The sequence below is a fragment of the Pseudomonas sp. LBUM920 genome (assembly GCF_003852315.1).
Lineage (GTDB): Bacteria > Pseudomonadota > Gammaproteobacteria > Pseudomonadales > Pseudomonadaceae > Aquipseudomonas.
Genome location: NZ_CP027762.1, coordinates 4,547,058 through 4,568,424, shown reverse-complemented (window position 1 = coordinate 4,568,424; position 21,367 = coordinate 4,547,058). Strand labels below are relative to the sequence as shown.

Genomic DNA, 21,367 nt, shown 5'->3' with positions numbered 1-21,367 from the left:
TCCGTTGGGGACAGACAAAAAAGGCACCGCACCAAAAGGGTGGGTACCCAGAGACTGACCCGAGCAGATTCACGGAGTTTTAGAACAATACGTTATAAGGCAAAGAGCCTTGAGTGGCCGCAAGCCACGTCGCGCGCCACGGGGGCGCCCGTCAATGGTCGGTAGATAGGTCAATCACGGATGCAAAATGTGGGGGAATGCGCTGCGATATCGAGCGCCTATTTGAACCTTTCATTGCCGGCGTGAGGGTTATTGTCCGGGTCATTATCCAACGCAATAAGGACTGTTGCCGATGACCCAACAACCGGCTGTAAGCCAGGCCGCCGCGCCTGTCTCTCAGGAGAAAATCACCGCTGCACTGCTGGAAATCACCGGCGACCTGGACAAGGCCAGGGTGCTGCAGCATACGCTGCCCCCATGGCTGGTGAGTGCCGCCGCCTCAACGCGCCAGGCGCTGGAAGCGGCGCATGCCAGCAGTCAGCAACCCCGCGAGCGGGCCGCGAGCCTGTTGCGCCGTATAACGCCGCTCAGGTCGTTTTGTGCCGAGCGACTCAAGGCGCTCCTGGCGGCCAAGGGGCATGCCGGGCTGGATGTCGAACGTGACTGGCTGGAGTTGCCCAATCGGCACTTCGCCGCGTTGACCGTCGGCCGTGGCGTACGGCTGCAGACGATGTCCATGGACAAGCACCACCTGCTGCAGGCGGCCATGCAGAATTTTACCCTGGACCAGGCTGAGGCGGGGGGGCTGCCCGCAGGCGCGGTGATTCGAACGGGCGCGGCAGGCCAGAACGTGTCGACGCTCAGCGCGGGAGCCTTTGCGCGGTACTGCCGCGAACTGGACCTGGGCGCGGCCTATCAGCGGCACTTGCGTGAGGTGTTCAACCTCGCGGGGAGCGACGACGAGGACGGCGCTGAACGGGCCTACAACCCGGTGGTCGGCGAGGTCGGCCAGTGCAAGATCAAGGACATGCAAATCGACCTGCAGATTGCCCATGGCAAGGGCGATATCAGCGAGTCCGGCTATACCGCGTTGCAAGCCCTGCTCAATGCTCGCTTGCCCGCGCGGAACCTGCAGCATGTGTTGTTCCATGAAAAGCCGCTGGTCTGGCAAGGGATGAATGTGCATGGCGCCTGCCTGTGGAGCGTGCTGGTGTTCGGCCATGCCTCCACGCACGGCTTTGCCGAGGGGCCTTTGTTGGTGTACATGCCAGGCGAGCCCGGGCGCCCGTGGTACGAATACCCCACGCTGGGGGACCTGATCGCCTACCTGACGCTCAAGCTTCAGGTGCCGGCCTATCGCAGCTTCTTCACGCGCTACCTGGATGAGGCCGAGCGGTTCGGTTTTTTCCAGCGTTTTGACCAACGCAGGACACTCGAACGCGTGGAGCCCGTGGCGGTGGACACCGGCCTGGAACCGTTCTTTTTCGGCGCCTTGACCCGCAAGATCCAGCTGGACGCCGTTGCATTGGCCGTGCCGACGGCGCAAGTCGATGAGGAGGCGCGTCAGAAACGCCTACAAGGCTATCTGGAGGCGGGCCTGAATATGCTGAACATCGCCGGCCTGATGGTGCCGGTGCTCGGGCAACTGATGTTGGGCGTCGCCGTCGGCCAGATGCTCGCCGAGGTCTTCGAAGGGGTGGATGAATGGACTCACAGCGACCAGGCCGAGGGGCTGGAACATTTGGTCAATGTGGCTGAAAACCTGGCGGCCATGGCCGTGTTCGCGGACGGTGTGAAGGTGGCAGGCAAGGTGTTCAGGGGGGTCAAGTCCAACCCCGCAGAGTTCTTCGAGGCAGTCGAAGCGGTGCAGCTGCCGGATGCCGATCCTCGCTTGTGGCGTCGGCGGCTCAAGCCTTACGGCCGGACGCTGGGTGTCGACGCCCTGACGGTGGCCAATAGCCGTGGGATCTACCAGGCCGGCGGTCATTCCTATGTCAGGATCATGGGGGTGGTGTACGCGGTGGCCTACGATGCGCGTTCGGGTTACTGGCACGCCCTTCACCCGACGCGGACCACGGCCTATCGTCCGCGCCTGCTGCACAACCGCCAGGGCGGTTGGCGGTTTGCGTTCGAACACCCCCAGGAGTGGGGCTCCCCGTCCTACATTCTCACTCGGCTTAACCCGCGCCTGGCCGCGCTGCCCCCCGAGCAATTGAACTACGTGGCGAGCATTGCCGACATGCGCCCCTCCCGCCTGCACGCCCTGGCCCTGCAAAACAGGCCGCTGCCGGAGCGCTTCAACGACTGCGTGGCGCGTTTCGCCTTGAACCAGCAAGTTCGCGATCTGATCTGGCAGCTGGAACATCAGCCACGCCCGGATGCAAGCACCGCGCGCGTTCAGTTGCTGGCGTTGCCGCTGATGCCAGGTTGGCCGCAGGGACGGTTTTTCGAGGTACTGGACCGCCAAGGGGTGCGGCTCGAACGCTTTCCCGGCAGCGCCACATTCGAGCATGGACACTTGAGCATCCACATCACTGAACAGGCGCTCAAAGACGGCGCAGTGATGGCGACGCTGCTCGACGTTCTGCCGCCGGACGAGATCGACACCTTGCTGGGGAGCTCGGTAGCGCCAGATGAGCAGGGCGCGGTGCTTGCGCGCCAGTTACTGGCCTCGCTCAAACGCACCCACCGAGAGGTTTTCCAGCAGCTGTATCAGGACGCGGATGGCATTACCCATTCAGATCACGGGTTGCTCAAGGCGCATTTCCCAAGCGTGCCCAATCGCATCGCCTGGGAGTTGCTGTCCAAGACGTCAACCGTGCATCGCTGGCAACTGCGCAGCACCCGGCGTGTGCCGCTGCTGCTCGCACAACGAGCACGCGAAGCGTTGGCGGTGCAGGAAGAAGACCAGGCGCTGATCGGCCTTTACCTGCCGGAGCTGGCCAGCGCCCCCTCGCGACGGCTGGCCGTGCACCTGCTGGCGAAGGTCGCGGGATGGCCGCAGGATTTGCACGTGCAGGTACGCCGGGACAGTTTGATCGGCGAGCTGATAGGCACCTCCGGCAGCCAGCATGCACGGTGGCGGCGCACACTGGTCGAGACCGGCGAAGGGGTGCAGGCGTTCGACGATAAAGGTGCGCCGCTGGGTGAAAAGGCCTCAGGCCCTGAAGGGTTTTACCAGGCTCTGCTCGCCACCTTGTCGGCTGCGCAATTGGCAGCACTGAACCTCTCGGGGGCAGAGCGTGCCAGTCGATTGCGCGACGCGCTCCAGGCGTGCGCCGAGCAAGAGCGCCACGTGCTGTCACGCCATCTGTGGCCCGAGCGTGCACTCCCTGAGTCGGCGCCGGAGCTGTGCGCGCAGGCCATGGTGCGTTCGACGCGGCACCCGGTGGCGCTGGTGCGCAAGGTCAACAGGCTGTATCCCGGTTTTGACGAACGGCAGGTGGCGACGTTCCTGGACGGGCAAGGCCCCGATCACCTGGCGCGCGCCCAGGCCGTTGAGGCGCTGGAGCGACAGTTCGAGGCCCTGCATCGGGCGCTCAAGGCGTGGCGCAATGACGAGACATCCCTCGCCGGTTTGCCTCATCCCCAGGCGGATTACCGCCTGGGCCGTCATCAGGCGATGCAGGCCATCGAGGACGGCTGGCGACAGCGGCTCCTGTTGCCCGATGCCAGTGGGGTAAAGGTCCCAAGCCTGGTACTCGATGGCCTGGCCGTGGGCCGACTGCCGACCTTGCCGGCGCAGGTCAGCTTTGCCCATATCCGGCAGTTGTCGTTGAACAGAATGGGGCTCGACGATGACGTGGCGTATTTCCTCAAACACTTCAAGCAGCTTGAGGCGTTGGAACTGCGCAGCAACGAGGTGACACGCCTGCCGGAAGTACTGTCACAGATGCCCGCGCTCAAACGCCTGTACCTCAACGACAACCACCTGCAACTCACCGAACACACCCACGCCAAGCTGGCTGACCTGCGAGGCTTGCAGGTATTGAACCTGAGCAACAACCCGTTGGCTGATCCGCCTGCCGTCGGCCATATGTTCGAGTTGCGTGAGCTGATGCTGCGTCATTGTCGCCTGCGCGCGTTTCCTGCTGGGGTACCGCGCTTGCCTTACCTGCATTACCTCGACCTGCGCGACAACGATATCCTCGCCTTGCCTGGCTGGTTGCCCACCGCGCCACGCCCTGTGGCTGAAGCCATCAACCTGCGCCACAACCCGCTGGATGAAGCCAGCCGAAAGACACTGGCCGACTATCGGAGCCAAACCGGCATAGGCATGGGCTTTTTGGAAGATGACCTCGCTCGCCTCAACGAGCAGAAAGCCCGGGAGTTATGGCTGGCCGATAGCGCGGTTGCGCGCTACACGCAAAAAGAGACGGTTTGGACGGGACTCAAGCATGAGCCAGAGTCCGAGAGCCTGTTCAGGCTATTGGCCGAACTGGGCGGCACCGGCGATGCTCAACTGGTGCGTGAGGACCTGGAACGACGCGTTTGGCGGGTGCTGGAGGCGGCCGGAAATGACGCGCAGCTGCGCGATGAGATTTTTGACCGGGCCGCCACGCCGGTCAATTGCGATGACAGCGCGGCGCTGAACTTCAGCAACCTTGAGGTGCTGGTAGAGATCCACGAAGCTGCCAAAGGGGTCGAAGGGGGCAAGCTGACCGCCAAGCCGCTGCTGAAGTTGGCCAAGGGCCTGTTTCGTCTGGATCAGTTGGACAGCTACGCACGCACGCACAGTCAGCAGCACCCGGAGGCTGACCCGCTGGAGGTCAGCCTGGCCTACCGAACAGGGCTGGCCAGCAAGTTTCATTTGCCCGGTCAGCCCCTGCACATGCGCTTTGCCCGCCTGGGCGGCGTCACGGTCGAAGCGCTGAACACTGCCGAAGAACAACTCCGGGCGGCAGAGCGCTCAATCAAGCTCTTGAACTACCTGGTGGAGCTGCCGTTATGGGACAGTCACTTGAAAGTCGCCTTCAGCCAATCGTTCGAGGCGTTGAGCGAGCCCTATGACCAGCGCCTGCAGGCGGTCTTTGAAAAAAGCACCGCGCTCAACGACGCCGACTACCTTGACCAGATGAACCAGATCCTGCGCGAACAGCAGGCAGCGCATAAGGGCGAAGCTGAGCGCCTGACCAAGGAGGCGCTGAAACTCGGCGACCTGTCGCCCTGTGTGATGCCGTGATTCAGCCAGGTCTAAGGCTTGCCGGCGTTGCTGCGAATCAGCGCGCGCACGGCAAAACGGTTGGGGTGGCAAGCCTCGGCCACGCTGCTGGGCAAGGGCAAGGGTTCGGCGTCCAGCCAGGCCGCCAGCAGCTCGGCACACAGCGGCGCGGTCACCAGGCCACGTGAGCCGTGGCCGCTGTTGATGTACACGCCGTCCAGCCACGGGCAAGGTGTGGGCGGCACGTGGCGGGCGTCCTTGCGCAGGACCGCGTAGGCCTGGTCGAACGCCTCGCGTTCGGCCAGCGGCCCGACAATCGGCAGGTAGTCGGGGCTGGTGCAGCGGAATGCGGCGCGGCCTTCAAGCTGCTCGGCAGAGCAGGCATCGGCGCCGAGACGGTCGGCCAGGTCGAGGGAGATTTCCCGCAGCATCGCCAGATTGCCGGCGTGCTCGGCGACAGTGGGCGTCAGGTCGTCGCTCTTGAAGTCGAAGCTGGCGCCCAGGGTGTGTTCACCCAGGCGCGCAGGGGCGACATAGCCTTCGGCGCATACCACGGTGGCCAGCGCCTGGCTCGCCGTCGTTTCTGCCAGCCGTGTGATCTGCCCGCGAATGCGTTTGAGCGGCAGGTCGGCACTGAACGCAAACCGCTTGATCTCGGCGGCACCTGCCAGCACCACCACGCTTGCGCTCGCCAGCAGGGTGTCGCCGGCCAGGGCTTGCCATTGACCGTCAACGCGCTGCAACTCAAGGGCTTCGTGGTGAGGCAGCACGTCGATCAACGGGTGCTGCGCTTGCCATTGGCATAATGCCGGCGGGTGCACCCAGCCGCCCTCGGGGTAAAACAGCCCGCCGTGTTCGAGCGCCACGCCGGCGCGCGCCTGAGCTTGAGCCTGATCAAGCAGGTGCAGCAGGCCCGGCGCAAACGCGGCGGCCAACTGGGCCTGGCGCTCGGCTTCCTTGGCATTGAAGGCCAGTTGCAGCACGCCGCAACCGTCCCAATCGACGCCGCGCTGCAGGTGCTCAAGCAAGCGCCGCGTATGGCCGAAGCCGCTGAGGATCAGCTGCGAAAGCGCCGTGCCATGAGCCGAGAGCTTGAGGTAAAGCACGCCTTGCGGGTTGCCCGAGGCTTCCTGTGCCAGGGCGCCGTGGCGCTCCAGCAGGCTCACACGCCAGCCACGTGCCGCCAGGCTGGCCGCCGTGGCGCACCCGGCCAGGCCGCCGCCGATCACCAGAGCGCTGCGCTCACCGGGCACCGGCGCCGGGCGGGCGAACCACGGTTTGCTGTGGGCAGGTGGCGGCGTTTCGGCCGGCCAACCGAGGAATTCACCGCGCAGGATCTCCCACTTATGCCCGATGCCTGGCGTGCGTTTCATCTTGAACCCGGCGGCGTTGATCAACCGGCGTACCCAGCCGGTGCTGGTGAAGGTGCTGATGGTCGAGCCGGGTGCCGCCAGGCGGGCCAGTTCGGCAAACAGTTCGGCGGTCCACATGTCGGGATTTTTTGCCGGGGCGAAGCCGTCGAGAAACCACGCATCGACCTGGGCATCCAGTTGTGGCAACTGCTCCAGGGCATCGCCGATCAACAGGGTCAGCGTCACGCGGCCGTTATCCAGCACCAGCCGCTGGAAGCCTGGGTGGATGGCAATGTAGTGCGCCAGCAGTTGCTCGGCGAAGGGCGCAAGCTCTGGCCAGAGGGCGAGGGCGCGTTGCAGGTCGGCGTGGCTCAGCGGGTACTTTTCCACGCTGACAAAATGCAGGCGCGCGCCCGGCACCGCATGCTGTTCGAACAGCTGCCAGGCGCACAGAAAGTTCAAGCCGGTGCCAAACCCCGTTTCGCCGATCACCAGCCGCCCGTTCACCGGCAGGGCGGCAAAGCGCGCCTGCAGACGGTTCTGTTCGAGGAACACGTAGCGGGTTTCTTCAAGGCCCGACTGGTCGGAAAAATACACATCGTCGAACACCCGCGAGTGCGGGCGACCTTGGTCGTCCCAGTCGAGCTGGGCGTGGGTGATGGGGTTCATGGGCGGCTCATAAAATAAAAGCAGGCAAAAGCAAGGCGGCCATTCTAGCCGATCAATGGGCTTTGAATTGACCCACGGCACGTTGGCGTGGAATTTCCTCCCGCGCGTTGTTGCCCAATCCGCTAGTCTTGATCCAACTTGAAACGGAGCTGCCCATGTTCGAATCCGCCGAAATCGGTCACGCCATCGACAAAGACACCTATGAAGCCGAAGTGCCGGCCCTGCGCGAAGCGTTGCTGGAAGTGCAGTACGAGCTGCAGCAGCAGAAGCGCTTCCCGGTGATTATCTTGATCAACGGCATTGAGGGCGCCGGCAAGGGCGAGACCGTCAAGCTGCTTAACGAATGGATGGACCCGCGCCTGATCGAAGTGCGTACCTTTGACCAGCAGACCGACGAAGAACTGGCGCGCCCACCGGCCTGGCGCTACTGGCGGCAATTGCCGGCCAAAGGCCGCATGGGCATTTTTTTCGGCAATTGGTACAGCCAGATGCTGCAAAGCCGCGTGCACGGCGAGATCAAGGATGCACGCCTGGACCAGGCCATCGCCGGTGCCGAGCGCCTGGAAAAAATGCTCTGCGACGAAGGCGCGCTGATCTTCAAGTTCTGGTTTCACCTGTCCAAGAAACAGATGAAAGCACGACTCAAGGCGTTGGCCGATGACCCGCTGCACAGCTGGCGCATCAGCCCGCTGGACTGGCAGCAGTCCGAGACCTACGACAAATTTGTGCATTTTGGTGAGCGCATCCTGCGCCGCACCAGCCGCGACTACGCGCCATGGCATGTGATCGAAGGGGTCGATGCGCACTACCGCAGCCTCACCGTGGGCAAGATCCTGCTCGAGGGCCTGCAAAATGCACTGAAGTTACCCAAGGGCAAGGCCAGCGGCATGAACCCGGCGCCGTTGTTGGCCTCGGTGGATCAGAAGAGCCTGCTCGACAGCCTCGACATGACCTTGAGCCTGGACAAGGACGATTACGAAGAACAGCTGATCACCGAGCAGGCGCGTTTCTCCGGCCTGATGCGTGACAAACGCATGCGCAGGCACGCGCTGGTCACCGTGTTCGAAGGCAACGATGCGGCGGGCAAGGGCGGGGCGATCCGGCGTGTGGCGGCGGCGCTGGACCCGCGTCAGTACCACATCGTGCCGATTGCCGCGCCGAGTGAAGACGAGCGTGCCCAACCGTACCTGTGGCGGTTCTGGCAGAAGATTCCGGCGCGCGGCATGTTCACGGTGTTCGACCGCTCGTGGTACGGGCGCGTGCTGGTGGAGCGCATCGAAGGTTTCTGCACCCCGGCGGACTGGATGCGCGCCTACGGCGAGATCAATGACTTTGAAGAGCAGTTGCGCGATGCCGGTGTGATCGTGGTCAAGTTCTGGCTGGCGATTGACAAGGACACCCAGCTGGAGCGCTTCCAGGCCCGCGAGAACATCCCGTTCAAGCGCTTCAAAATTACTGAAGACGACTGGCGCAATCGCGACAAGTGGGATGACTACCGTGCCGCCGTGGGCGACATGGTCGACCGTACCAGCACTGAAATCTCGCCCTGGACGCTGGTCGAAGCCAACGACAAGCGCTGGGCGCGGGTCAAGGTGCTGCGCACCATCAACCGCGCGCTGGAAGAGGCGTTCGACAAAACCGACAAGCACGACAAGAAGAAAAAGAAAAAATAGCGTTGGCGAGCGCTGACCTGTGGCAGGCAGGCTTTTTGTGGTGAGCAGGCTTGCCCTGCGTTGGGCTGCGAAGCGGCCCCATAGTCGGTCAATGCGTTCTAAATGAAAGTACGCGGCGTCTGCATCAGGGCCGCTTCGCGCCCCAACGCAGGGCAAGCCTGCTCGCCACAGTGAGCGTGTCCGCCACACCATCCCACTTGGCAGAACCAGCCTGCTCATCGCCATGCTTTTGTATAGGCGGGGTGAATGATCATCGCGGTGGGGAGGGCGTGGATTTATCCTCGGTTGGTCTCCCAACAACGACAAGATCGAGGTAGCCCATGCGTGAAGTAGTGATCGTCGACAGCGTGCGAACCGGCCTGGCCAAATCCTTTCGTGGCAAGTTCAACCAGACCCGTCCCGACGACATGGCGGCCCATTGCGTGAATGCACTGCTGAGCCGTAATGGCATCGACCCGGCGACGGTCGAGGATTGCATCGTCGGTGCCGGTTCCAACGAAGGCGCGCAGGGCTACAACATCGGGCGCAATGTGGCAGTGCTCTCGCAATTGGGCACGGGCACGGCAGGCATGACCCTCAACCGGTTCTGCTCCTCGGGCTTGCAGGCGATCGCGATCGCGGCCAACCAGATCGCCTCGGGTTGCAGCGACATCATCGTCGCCGGTGGCGTTGAATCGATCAGCCTGACCCTCAAAAGCGTCAACACCGACAACCTGATCAACCCGCTGCTGCAAGAGCAGGTGCCGGGCATCTACTTCCCGATGGGCCAGACCGCCGAAATCGTCGCGCGGCGCTATAACGTCAGCCGCGAAGCGCAGGACCGCTACGCCCTGCAGAGCCAGCAGCGCACCGCGCAGGCCCAGGCCGACGGGTTGTTCGACGATGAAATCGTGCCGATGACGGTCACGTACAAGGTCGAGGACAAGCACACCGGCGCGGTGCAGATCCTTGAAGGCGTGGTGGATCGCGATGACTGCAACCGCCCGGACACCACGCTGGCCAGCCTGCAAGGGCTCAAACCGGTGTTTGCCGAAGACGGCTCGGTGACGGCTGGCAACTCCTCGCAGCTGTCCGATGGCGCGTCGATGACACTGGTGATGAGCCTGGAAAAAGCCCTGGCGCTGGGGCTCAAGCCCAAGGCGTTTTTCCGCGGGTTTACCGTGGCCGGTTGCGAGCCGGACGAGATGGGCATTGGCCCGGTGTTTTCGGTGCCCAAATTGCTCAAGGCCAAGGGCTTGCAGGTAGCGGATATCGACCTGTGGGAACTCAACGAGGCGTTTGCCTCGCAGTGCCTGTATGCGCGCGACCGCCTGGCGATCGACAACGCCAAATACAACGTCAATGGCGGCTCGATTTCCATCGGGCACCCGTTCGGCATGACCGGTTCGCGACAAGTCGGGCATTTGGTGCGCGAGCTGCAACGACGCAACCTGCGTTACGGCGTGGTCACCATGTGCGTGGGCGGCGGCATGGGCGCCACTGGGCTCTTCGAAGCCGTACGCTAGGTCCCACTGAAGAAACCCGGCTTAAAAATGTGGGAGCGGGCTTGCCCGCGAAAGCGGTGGATCAGTCAACACATGCAAGGCTGACCCACCGCGTTCGCGAGCAAGCCCGCTCCCACATTTGAATTGTGTCGTATCCCAATTCGTGCGCTTGCCCCTAGAATGCTGCCTCCACTTCCTCAGGCATTCGGGGCACTCATGCACATCTCTTCCGGCCGCTGGGTTTATGGCTTTGGCTTGACCCTGCTGACCGCGTTCCTGTGGGGCATCCTGCCGATCAAACTCAAACAAGTGTTGCTGGTGATGGACCCGGTCACCGTCACCTGGTTTCGCCTGGTTGTCGCCGGTAGCTGCTTGTTTATCTACTTGGCCCTCACCCAACGCCTGCCCAGCCGCAAAGTGCTCGGCCCAAAAGGCGGTTGGCTGGTAGCCATGGCGGTGTGCGGGCTGGTGGGCAATTACGTGTTGTACCTGGTAGGCCTGAAAATGCTCAGCCCCGGCACGGCCCAGTTGGTGGTGCAGATGGGGCCGATCTTTCTGATGGTCGCCAGCGTGTTTGTGTTCAAGGAGCGTTTCAGCCTGGGCCAGGGTGTTGGCCTGGTGGTGTTGATCATCGGCTTCGGGCTGTTCTTCAATCAACGCCTGGTGGAAATGCTCACGTCCCTGGGCACCTACACCGCCGGGGTGCTGACGATTCTGCTCGCCACCACCATCTGGGTGTTTTACGCCTTGGGCCAGAAGCAGTTGCTGACGGTGTGGAATTCGCTGCAGGTGATGATGGTGATCTACCTGTCGTGCGCCGCGTTGCTCACGCCGTGGGCGCATCCGCTGGAGGCGCTGCAGTTGAGCCCGCTGCAAGGCTGGCTGTTGCTGGCGTGCTGCATGAATACGCTGGTGGCTTACGGTGCGTTTGCCGAAGCGTTGGCGCATTGGGAGGCCTCGCGGGTCAGTGCGACGTTGGCGCTGACGCCCTTGGTGACGTTTGTGGCGGTGGCGTTGGCGGCGTGGCTATGGCCGGCGTTTGTGCAGGCCGAAGAGATCAACGCCTTGGGCTACGTCGGGGCGCTGGTGGTGGTGCTGGGGTCGGCGACGGTGGCGCTGGCGCCGTCGTTGCTGGCGGGGCTCAGGGCTCGGCGGCTGCGGCTGGCGTCTTGATGCCTGGCGTGGCGGCCGAGTCGTCGCCGCGGCTTTAGGGTGGTAAACCGGTTTAAATGTGGGAGCTGGCTTGCCTGCGATGGCGGTATGTCAGTTGACTGGGATATTAGTCGGCGTACCTATCCATTTCTGCGGTAACGGCTGCTATTGGTTGCGCGCTTACAGCGGCTCACTGTTGGAAGGCCCAAAAGTAAGCAAAAGGTCCTCGCTCCACCACTCGGCACCTCGCCTAGGCTCGGTGTGCTCGCACGCAGGCTTGAATCCGTGGGCCGCCGCGCTGGGCCATCCTCGGCCCAGCGTGGCTAACCCGGCGTCCTGCCGGGTTAGCCACGGATTCAAGCCTGCGTGCGGCCAGCGTGGTTAACGGGTCGCTTTGGATCAAAAGCAGATCGAAAGCGAGTCAAAAGCCCGAGGTTAGTGGCCGGCCTCGAGCATGTTTTCCGGGCGTACCCACTGGTCGAACTCTTCATCAGTCAAGAAGCCCAGCGCCAGTGCGGCTTCACGCAGCGTCAGGCCCTCGGCATACGCCTTCTTGGCGATCTGCGCCGACTTGTCGTAGCCAATGTGCGGGTTGAGCGCGGTCACCAGCATCAGGCCGCGTTCCAGGTGTTCGGCCATTTGCTCGGCATCCGGCTCAAGGCCGGCAATGCAGTGTTCCTGGAAGTTGTTGCAACCGTCGGCCAGCAGGCGGATCGATTCCAGCAGGTTGTGGATGATCACCGGCTTGTACACGTTCAACTGCAAGTGGCCCTGGCTGGCGGCAATGCCGATGGTCACGTCATTGCCCAGCACTTGGCAGGCCAGCATCGACAGCGCTTCGCATTGAGTCGGGTTGACCTTGCCCGGCATGATCGAGCTGCCCGGCTCGTTGGCTGGCAACTTGACCTCGGCCAACCCGGCGCGCGGGCCGGAACCCAGCAGGCGCAGGTCGTTGGCGATTTTCATCAGCGCCACCGCGAGGGTTTTCAGCGCGCCGTGCAAGGTTACCAGCGGCTCGTGGCCGGAGAGGGCGGCGAATTTGTTCGGGGCGGTCACAAAGGGCAGCCCCGACAAGGCGGCCAACTCGGCAGCAATCGCCTCGCCAAAGCCGTGGGGCGAGTTGAGCCCGGTGCCGACGGCGGTGCCGCCCTGGGCCAGTTCGCACACCGGGGGCAGGGCGCTGCGGATCGCGCGTTCGGCGTAGTCGAGCTGGGCGATAAACGCCGAGACTTCCTGGCCAAAAGTGATCGGCGTGGCGTCCATCATGTGCGTGCGGCCGGTCTTGACCAGCTTCATGTGCCGCGCCGACAGCTCCGCCAGCCCACCTGACAGGTTGGTGATCGCCGGCAACAGTTGCTTGTTGATCGCCTGCACCGTCGCGATGCTCATGGCGGTGGGGAAGCAGTCGTTGGAGCTTTGGGAGCGGTTGACATGATCGTTCGGGTGCACCGGGCTTTTGCCACCGCGGGGCTGGCCCGACAGCTCGTTGGCGCGGCCGGCGATCACTTCGTTGGCGTTCATGTTGCTCTGGGTGCCGCTGCCGGTCTGCCAGACCACCAGTGGGAACTGGTCGTCATGCTGACCGTCGAGCACTTCATCGGCGGCCTGTTCGATCAGGCGGGCGATATCGGCAGGCAAGTCGCCATTGCGGTCGTTGACCCGCGCCGCTGCCTTCTTGATCAGGGCCAGGGCATGCAGCACAGCCAATGGCATGCGTTGCTCGCCGATGGCGAAATTCACCAGCGAGCGTTGGGTCTGCGCGCCCCAGTAAGCGTCATCCGGGACATGCACTTCTCCCAGGCTGTCGGTTTCGATACGGCTCATCGGGCACACTCCTTCAGGTTCGTTTGCGCAGTTTAGGCCGTGATGGGCCTTGGGGGTTCCATAAAAGACTTTTCATCGCAGGCAAGCCCTGCAAATCCAGGCCGAACAAGGCCTGGGGTTGAGCCGCGAGGTTTTTTAGGCGCAGAATGGTCGCCCTTGGGGTCTTACCTCGCCTGCTAGAAAAGGAAACTCGATGACTCGTCTTCGTGCCATCTGTACCGCGGTTGCTCTGGTTTGCGCCAGCGGCCAAGTCTTTGCCGATACCGCCAGCCATAACGCCAGTGCCGAAGCCTTCCTTACCCTGGCCCACGCTGACAAGCTGGGTACCCCGGTGTACATGCAAGTGCAGCAAATGTTCGCCCAGCGTTTCGAACAGACCAAGGCGCCTGCCGCCAAGCAGTCCGTACTGGACAGCTACCAGGCCAAGGCCAACGCCGCGCTGGACCAGGCCATCGGCTGGCCGAAGCTGAAACCGGACATGGTCAAGCTTTACACCACCAACTTCAGCGAATCCGAACTCAAGGACCTGGTTGCCTTCTACCAGTCGCCACTGGGCAAGAAAGTCCTGGAAAAAATGCCGCAGCTGACCCAGCAGTCGGCACAGATGACCCAGGCCAAGCTGGAAAGCGCTGTGCCGGTAGTCAACAAGCTGTTGGAAGACATGACCAACGAGCTGACGCCAAAAGCCGCCGCACCGGCCAAGAAGAAGTAAGCAGGAATGAACATGCAACAGCGTATCGAAACGGCGCTCGCCGCCCTGAGCCCGCAACACGTGAGCGTGCTGGATGAAAGCCATATGCACAGCCGTGGGTTGCAGACCCACTTCAAGGCCGTGCTGGTCAGCCAGCAGTTCGAGGGGCTTAACCGCGTCAAGCGCCATCAGACGGTCTACGCCACGCTGGGTGACCTGATGAGCGAGTTTCATGCGTTGGCGCTGCATACCTACACGCCTGAAGAATGGGCGAAAATCGACGCAGCCCCGGCCTCGCCGACCTGCGCCGGAGGGCATTGAAGCAGCCACACGTTGTCAGCTGTCAGCGACAAGATTAGAGCCCTCGCAGCTGCCTTCTTGCTACAATCCCCAACGCGCCGCCCAGTCGGCGCGTTTTTTTTGCTTTTACTTGCAGCTTGCGGCTAAAAACTCGCAGCTGCCGTTATCCGGTTCACCCCTTACGAGGGTAGCCACCTGGAGAGAACACCCATGACTCAACCGATTGTCGTGGCGGCACTGTATAAGTTCGTCACCCTCGAAGATTACGTCGCCCTGCGCGAGCCACTGCTGCAGGCGATGGTCGACAACGGCATCAAAGGCACGTTACTGATCGCCGAAGAAGGCATCAACGGCACCGTTTCCGGCAGCCGCGAAGGCATTGATGGCCTGATGGCCTGGCTGAAGAACGACCCACGCATGGACGACATCGACCACAAAGAGTCGTACTGCGATGACCAGCCGTTCTACCGCACCAAGGTCAAGCTCAAGAAAGAGATCGTGACCCTGGGCGTCGAAGGCGTCGACCCGAATAAAAAAGTCGGCACCTACGTCGACCCCAAAGACTGGAACGCGCTGATCAGCGACCCGCAAGTACTGTTGATCGACACCCGTAACGATTACGAAGTGTCCATTGGCACCTTTGAAGGCGCGATTGACCCGAAGACCACCAGTTTTCGCGAATTTCCCGACTACATCAAAGCCAACTTCGACCCGGCCAAGCACAAGAAAGTCGCCATGTTCTGCACCGGCGGCATTCGCTGCGAAAAGGCGTCGAGCTACATGCTCAGCGAAGGCTTTGACGAGGTTTACCACCTCAAGGGCGGCATTCTGAAGTACCTCGAAGAGGTGCCGCAGGAAGAGACCAAATGGCAGGGCGACTGCTTTGTGTTCGACAACCGCGTGACTGTGCGCCACGACTTGAGCGAAGGCGACTACGATCAATGTCATGCCTGCCGTACACCGGTCAGCGTCGAAGACCGCGCGTCCGAGCACTATGTGGCTGGCATCAGCTGCCCGCATTGCTGGGATAAGCTGCCGGAGAAGACCCGTCGCAGCGCGATTGACCGGCAAAAGCAGATCGAGCTGGCCAAGGCCCGCAATATGCCGCACCCGATTGGCTTCAACTATAAGCAAACCCCTTCCGAGGCCTGACCCATGCCCGCGCGCCTGCTCTATGTGATGGACCCGATGTGTTCCTGGTGCTGGGGCTTTGCCCCGGTGGCCGAGGCGTTGGTCGAGCAGGCCCAGGCTGCGGGCGTGGAGCTGCACCTGGTGGTGGGCGGTTTGCGCACCGGCAGTGGCGCGGCGTTGGAGCCGACCACCCGGCGCTACATCCTTGAGCACTGGCAGGCGGTCACCGAGGCCACCGGTCAGCCGTTCACGCGTGAAGGCGCACTGCCCGATGGTTTTGTCTATGACACCGAGCCCGCGTGCCGCGCCATCGTCACGGCGCGCAGCCTGGCGCCGGATTGCGCGTGGAAGCTGCTGGGGCTGATCCAGCGCGCGTTTTACGTCGAGGGCCGCGATGTGACGCTGGCCAGCGTGCTGGTAGATCTGGCCGAGGAGGCGGGCATCCCGCGTATCGAGTTTGCCGGCGCGTTCGACCGCGCCGAGCAGCACGCCGCGACGGCCGCTGATTTCACCTGGGTGCAGGATCTGGGCATTGCCGGTTTCCCGACCCTGCTGGCTGAGCGGAACGGTCAGTTGGCCTTGTTGACCAACGGCTACCAGCCGCTGTCCGAGCTGTCGCCATTGCTCGCCCGCTGGTTGGAGCGAGCCACCTGTGCATGACCAGCCCGACCGTACCGACCGACTGACCTGGGCGGAGATTCGCCGCCTGGCCCTGCGCCACAAAAAATCGCTGTGGATTGCCAACGGCGTCGCTGTGCTGGCGACGTTGTGCAGCGTGCCGATTCCATTGCTGTTGCCTCTGCTGGTAGACGAAGTGTTGCTGGGCCGTGGCGATGCCGCGCTCAAGGTGATGAACAACGCGTTGCCCCTGGGCTGGCAGAAGGCGGCCGGTTATATCGGCCTGATGCTGTTGCTGACGCTGTGCCTGCGTTGCGGCGCACTGGTATTCAACGTGGTGCAGGCGCGGCTGTTTGCGCGGCTGGCGAAGGACATTGTCTACCGCATTCGCGTGCGCCTGATCGAGCGGCTCAAGCGCATTTCCCTTGGCGAATACGAAAGCCTGGGCAGCGGCACGGTTACCACGCACCTGGTCACCGACCTGGATACGCTGGACAAGTTTGTCGGCGAGACCCTCAGCCGCTTCCTGGTGGCCATGCTCACGCTGGTCGGCACTTCGGCGATTCTGGTGTGGATGCACTGGCAGTTGGCGCTGCTGATCCTGCTGTTCAATCCGTTGGTGATCTACGCCACGGTACAGCTGGGCAAACGCGTCAAACACTTGAAGAAGCTTGAAAACGACAGCACGTCGCGCTTTACCCAGGCATTGACCGAAACCCTCGACGCGATCCAGGAAGTGCGTGCGGGAAACCGCCAGGGCTTTTTCCTCGGACGCCTCGGCCAGCGCGCCCAGGAAGTGCGCGACTACGCGATCCATTCCCAATGGAAAACCGACGCCTCCAGCCGTGCCAGTGGCCTGTTGTTTCAGTTTGGCATCGACATCTTCCGCGCTGCGGCGATGCTCACGGTGCTGTTTTCCGACTTGTCCATCGGCCAGATGCTCGCGGTGTTCAGCTACCTGTGGTTCATGATCGGGCCGGTGGAGCAGTTGTTGAACCTGCAATACGCTTACTACGCGGCGGGCGGGGCGCTGACGCGGATCAACGAGCTGCTGGCGCGCGCCGACGAGCCGCAGTATGCCGGCGGCGCAGACCCGTTCACCGGGCGTGAGACCGTCGGCATCGAGGTGCGCGGCCTGAATTTCGGCTACGGCGACGAGCTGGTGCTCGATCAGTTGAACCTGGCCATTGCGCCGGGTGAGAAGGTTGCGATTGTCGGCGCCAGCGGCGGCGGCAAAAGTACCCTGGTGCAACTGCTGCTGGGGCTGTATACGCCGCAAGCCGGCAGCATTCGCTTCGGCGGGGCCACCCAGCAGGAAATCGGGCTTGCGACTATCCGCGAAAACGTCGCCGTGGTGCTGCAACACCCGGCGTTGTTCAACGACACCGTGCGCGCCAACCTGACCATGGGTCGCACCCGCAGCGATCAGGCCTGTTGGCAGGCACTGGAAATCGCCCAGCTGGATGCTACCGTCAAGGCACTGCCGCTGGGGCTGGACAGCGTAGTGGGGCGCTCCGGCGTACGGTTTTCCGGCGGTCAGCGTCAACGCCTGGCCATCGCGCGAATGGTGTTGGCCGAGCCCAAAGTGGTGATTCTGGATGAGGCCACGTCCGCCCTGGACGCCGCCACCGAATACAACCTGCACCAGGCGCTGGCGCGGTTTCTCAGTGGGCGTACTACACTGATCATCGCGCACCGGCTTTCAGCGGTGAAACAGGCTGACCGGGTACTGGTGTTTGATGGTGGGCACATCGCCGAGGATGGCGATCATCAGCAGCTGATCGCCGACGGTGGCCTGTACGCCAAGCTCTACGGGCATTTGCAGCAAGTTCGGTAACGTTGGGTTTGCAATGATTGACTCTGGCAGGTACGAGAGTCTCCCCAGGAAATAGCGGCTTTCCTGCGCCGTTCAAGGTTCAGGCGCTGAATAGACCCGACGCCCTTGAGCGGATCGAGCGAATTTAGCCAAGATTGTGCTGTCAGGAGCGTTAATCACTCGCCTGTTTTTGGTGGTGCTTGTGCAAGGGACCTCATGAAGCAAAAGCGCACTCTCGGAACGACGCTAAGTACGCCTCGGTTGTTGGGCATCGTCTGGCCGTTTATCGCGGTAGTCCTGTTCCAGGCATTGCTGGGTTGCGTCAGCCTCTACATGCTCTCGGCAGTACGCGGTTATGTGGCCGGTGAAAGCCTGTGGTCCAAGGGTCAGAAAGATGCGATCTACTACCTGACCCTTTACGCCGACAACCGCGATCCGGCCACTTACCTCAAATACCAGCAAGCCATCGCCGTGCCCCAGGGTGGGCATGAATTGCGCATTGCCCTTGACCGACCCACGCCCGACCTGACGGCCGCGCGCCTGGGTATCCTCAAGGGCGGCAACCACCCTGATGACGTTTCCAGCCTGATCTGGTTGTACCTCAACTTCCGCCATTTCAGTTATCTGGAAAAAGCCATCGAGCTGTGGACCGTGGGCGATGGTTACCTGGTGCAACTGGATGACCTGGCGCGCACGATGCATCGGGCGATCAGCGCTGACCAGGCCAGCAGCACCGACGTGAAGGCCTGGAAAACGCGCATCAACGCCATCAACGACGGCGTCACGCCGGCTGCCAAAGCCTTCAGTGATGCCCTGGGCGAGGGCTCGCGTGTCATCCTGCGCCTGCTGTTGATCACTAACCTGGCCACCGCACTGGGCCTGATCGCGTTGGCCCTGCTGCGCACCCACAAGTTGCTGACCCAGCGCCATGCCTTCGCCGACGCCTTGCAGGTGGAGAAGGAGCGAGCGCAGATCACCCTCGAGTCGATCGGCGACGGCGTGATCACCACCGACGTCGACGGCGCCATTGCCTACATGAACCCCGCGGCGGAGGCACTGACTCACTGGCGCTCATCGCAGGCCCAAGGGCTGCCCCTGGCGGCGCTGTTCAAGCTGCTGGACGAAAACGCCGAGCCGGACGGCTTTACGCTGCTGGAACACATCATCAAGGGCCGGCTCAGTGGCGGCAGCGAACATTCGAAGCTGATCCAGCGCCTGGACGGCAGTACCGTGTCGGTGACGCTGGTGGGCGCGCCGATCCGCAGTGCAGGCAAGGTCAGCGGTGCGGTGCTGGTGCTGCACGACATGACTCAGGAGCGTCAATACATTGCCAACCTCTCCTGGCAGGCGACCCACGATGCATTGACCGGCCTGGCCAACCGCCGCGAATTCGAGTATCGCCTTGAGCAAGTGCTGCACCCGGCAGGGCGCCAGCAAAGCGGGCGGCATGCGTTGATGTTCCTCGACCTTGACCAGTTCAAGCTGGTCAACGACACCTGCGGTCATGCGGCGGGCGACGAATTGCTGCGCCACATCTGCGCACTGCTGCAATCGGACCTGCGTGAGGGCGACACGCTGGCGCGGCTGGGCGGAGACGAGTTCGGCATTCTGCTGGAGAACTGCCCGGCACCTGTGGCGGAAAAGATCGCCGAAAGCCTGCGCCATACCGTGCAAAGCCTGCATTTTGTGTGGAAGGGGCGGCCCTTCATGACCACCGTCAGTATTGGTCTGGTGCACATTTCGCAAACCCCGACCACACTGGAAGCCTCGTTGCGAGCCGCCGACATGGCGTGCTACATGGCCAAGGAAAAGGGCCGCAACCGCGTGCAGGTCTACCACGCGGATGACTCGGAGTTGTCCCTGCGTTTTGGCGAGATGGCTTGGGTGCAGCGCTTGCACATGGCGTTGGAGGAGAATCGCTTTTGCCTCTACGCCCAGGAAATCTCCCCGCTTGGCCAAACCGATGGCGGCAATGGCCATATTGAAATCCTGCTGCGTCTGCACGACGAGGCCGGCCGGATCATCCTTCCCGACAGCTTTATCCCGGCCGCCGAACGTTACGGTTTAATGACTTCACTGGACCGCTGGGTGGTAGAAAACGTATTCAAGATCATCGCCCGTTGCATGCACGAGCGTGCAGGCCGACCTATGGCCATGTGTGCGATAAATCTGTCAGGGATAACTATTGGAGATGACGATTTTCTTGGGTTTTTACGTGAAAAATTCGAGGCTTACAGCATTCCGCCTGAAATGATTTGTTTTGAAATAACCGAAACCAGCGCTATAGCGAATTTGGGCAGTGCAATTCGCTTTATTAATGAACTCAAAGCCTTAGGTTGCCATTTTTCGCTCGACGATTTTTGTGCCGGAATGTCCTCATTCGCCTATCTGAAACATTTACCTGTAGACTTCCTGAAGATCGATGGAAGTTTCGTAAAGGATATGCTGGACGACCCGATTAACCGCGCTATGGTCGAAGTGATCAACCACATCGGCCATGTCATGGGTAAGCGCACAATTGCCGAGTTTGTTGAAACACCGCAAATCGAACAGGCGTTACTGGAGATAGGTGTGGATTACGCTCAGGGCTACCTGATTGAACGCCCGCAATTGTTTACCTTTGATAGCTTGCAGTGTCGACCTGTGCGGCCGCAGCCTCTGTTGTTCAAGGCGCCCGGCACATTCCGCTGAAACTTTGCTGGTCTGTACAATCACACTTAAAAAGGAGCCTTACAGTGATCGACACATTCAACAGAACCGGCCCGCTTATGGAAGCCTCGAGTTACCCCGCCTGGGCGCAGCAATTGATCCAGGACTGTAGCGAGAGCAAGCGCCGAGTTGTCGAACACGAACTGTATCAGCGCATGCGTGACAACACGCTCAGCGCCAAGACCATGCGCCATTACCTGATCGGTGGCTGGCCAGTGGTGGAACAGTTTGCCTTGTACATGGCACAAAACCTGACCAAGACCAAGTTTGCCCGTCATCCTGGGGAGGATATGGCGCGCCGGTGGTTGATGCGCAATATTCGCGTGGAGCTCAACCACGCCGACTATTGGGTGCATTGGGCCCGCGCCCACGGCGTCAGCCTCGAAGAGCTGCAAGCGCAGAACGTACCGCCTGAACTGCACGCACTGAGCCATTGGTGCTGGCATACCAGCTCGGCCGATTCGTTGATTGTCGCGATTGCCGCAACCAACTACGCGATCGAAGGTGCAACCGGGGAGTGGTCAGCGGTGGTGTGCTCGACCGGTGTGTACGCGGCAGCCTTCCCTGAGGAAGACCGCAAGCGCGCCATGAAGTGGTTGAAGATGCACGCGCAGTATGACGACGCCCACCCGTGGGAAGCGCTGGAAATCATCTGCACCCTGGCCGGGATGAACCCCAGCAAAGCCCTGCAGGTAGAGCTGCGCCAGGCGGTATGCAAGAGCTACGACTACATGTATCTGTTCTTGGAAAGCTGCATGCAGTTGGAGAACGAAAAAGCAAAGGCGCCTGCGGCCGCTCGCGAGCGTCAGGTTCGCGTCGCCAGCGAGGCATGATGTAAGCGTGATGG

The 21,367-nt window shown here is 62.2% G+C and carries 13 protein-coding genes; 11 read left to right on the top strand and 2 right to left on the bottom strand.

Annotated features, from left to right (window positions below; translation table 11 throughout):
* Positions 1 to 292 precede the first annotated feature (292 nt).
* Positions 293 to 5,122, top strand: a complete 4,830-nt coding sequence (locus C4J83_RS21110; protein ID WP_124418122.1) for an NEL-type E3 ubiquitin ligase domain-containing protein — start codon at positions 293 to 295, stop codon at positions 5,120 to 5,122.
* Positions 5,123 to 5,133: 11 nt separating this feature from the next.
* Here the strand turns inward: C4J83_RS21110 and mnmC are convergent, their stop codons facing one another.
* A complete protein-coding gene (mnmC, locus tag C4J83_RS21105; protein WP_124418121.1) occupies positions 5,134 to 7,122 on the bottom strand; it encodes a bifunctional tRNA (5-methylaminomethyl-2-thiouridine)(34)-methyltransferase MnmC2/FAD-dependent 5-carboxymethylaminomethyl-2-thiouridine(34) oxidoreductase MnmC1 in 1,989 nt (662 codons plus the stop codon).
* A gap of 155 nt (positions 7,123 to 7,277) precedes the next feature.
* Here mnmC and pap point away from each other — a divergent pair, with 155 nt between their 5' ends.
* From pap to C4J83_RS21090, 3 genes are all read left to right on the top strand, one after another.
* Positions 7,278 to 8,795, top strand: coding sequence for a polyphosphate:AMP phosphotransferase (gene pap, locus C4J83_RS21100; RefSeq protein ID WP_106576551.1), 1,518 nt, complete (start codon positions 7,278 to 7,280; stop codon positions 8,793 to 8,795).
* Between the two features lie 320 nt (positions 8,796 to 9,115).
* Positions 9,116 to 10,300 carry a thiolase family protein gene (locus tag C4J83_RS21095; protein ID WP_106576552.1) on the top strand — a complete coding sequence of 395 codons (1,185 nt, stop codon included), beginning with the start codon at positions 9,116 to 9,118 and terminating at the stop codon, positions 10,298 to 10,300.
* A 195-nt stretch (positions 10,301 to 10,495) separates the two neighbouring features.
* On the top strand, positions 10,496 to 11,452 hold the full coding sequence (locus C4J83_RS21090; protein ID WP_124418120.1) for a DMT family transporter: 957 nt from the start codon (positions 10,496 to 10,498) through the stop codon (positions 11,450 to 11,452).
* A gap of 414 nt (positions 11,453 to 11,866) precedes the next feature.
* Here C4J83_RS21090 and C4J83_RS21080 read toward each other — a convergent pair whose 3' ends face one another.
* Positions 11,867 to 13,255: a class II fumarate hydratase gene (locus tag C4J83_RS21080; RefSeq protein ID WP_124418118.1), complete on the bottom strand. Its 1,389-nt coding sequence runs from the start codon at positions 13,253 to 13,255 to the stop codon at positions 11,867 to 11,869.
* Between the two features lie 193 nt (positions 13,256 to 13,448).
* Between C4J83_RS21080 and C4J83_RS21075 the strand changes: the two genes are divergently transcribed.
* The 7 genes from C4J83_RS21075 to C4J83_RS21045 all read left to right on the top strand — a co-directional run bounded on the left by C4J83_RS21075 (position 13,449) and on the right by C4J83_RS21045 (position 21,353).
* Positions 13,449 to 13,967: a DUF2059 domain-containing protein gene (locus C4J83_RS21075; protein WP_003236690.1), complete on the top strand. Its 519-nt coding sequence runs from the start codon at positions 13,449 to 13,451 to the stop codon at positions 13,965 to 13,967.
* A gap of 6 nt (positions 13,968 to 13,973) precedes the next feature.
* Positions 13,974 to 14,267, top strand: coding sequence for a BolA family protein (locus C4J83_RS21070; protein WP_106576556.1), 294 nt, complete (start codon positions 13,974 to 13,976; stop codon positions 14,265 to 14,267).
* 189 nt (positions 14,268 to 14,456) lie between these two features.
* Positions 14,457 to 15,398: an oxygen-dependent tRNA uridine(34) hydroxylase TrhO gene (gene trhO / locus C4J83_RS21065; RefSeq protein WP_124418117.1), complete on the top strand. Its 942-nt coding sequence runs from the start codon at positions 14,457 to 14,459 to the stop codon at positions 15,396 to 15,398.
* Between the two features lie 36 nt (positions 15,399 to 15,434).
* Positions 15,435 to 16,037, top strand: coding sequence for a DsbA family protein (locus tag C4J83_RS21060; protein ID WP_177416175.1), 603 nt, complete (start codon positions 15,435 to 15,437; stop codon positions 16,035 to 16,037).
* Complete coding sequence (locus C4J83_RS21055) at positions 16,030 to 17,832, top strand: ABC transporter ATP-binding protein (RefSeq protein WP_106576559.1); 1,803 nt, start codon at positions 16,030 to 16,032, stop codon at positions 17,830 to 17,832. The genes C4J83_RS21060 and C4J83_RS21055 overlap by 8 nt, the downstream gene beginning before the upstream one ends.
* A gap of 195 nt (positions 17,833 to 18,027) precedes the next feature.
* Complete coding sequence (locus tag C4J83_RS21050; protein WP_106576560.1) at positions 18,028 to 20,502, top strand: EAL domain-containing protein; 2,475 nt, start codon at positions 18,028 to 18,030, stop codon at positions 20,500 to 20,502.
* 77 nt (positions 20,503 to 20,579) lie between these two features.
* Positions 20,580 to 21,353 carry an iron-containing redox enzyme family protein gene (locus tag C4J83_RS21045; RefSeq protein WP_372239336.1) on the top strand — a complete coding sequence of 258 codons (774 nt, stop codon included), beginning with the start codon at positions 20,580 to 20,582 and terminating at the stop codon, positions 21,351 to 21,353.
* Positions 21,354 to 21,367 lie beyond the last annotated feature (14 nt).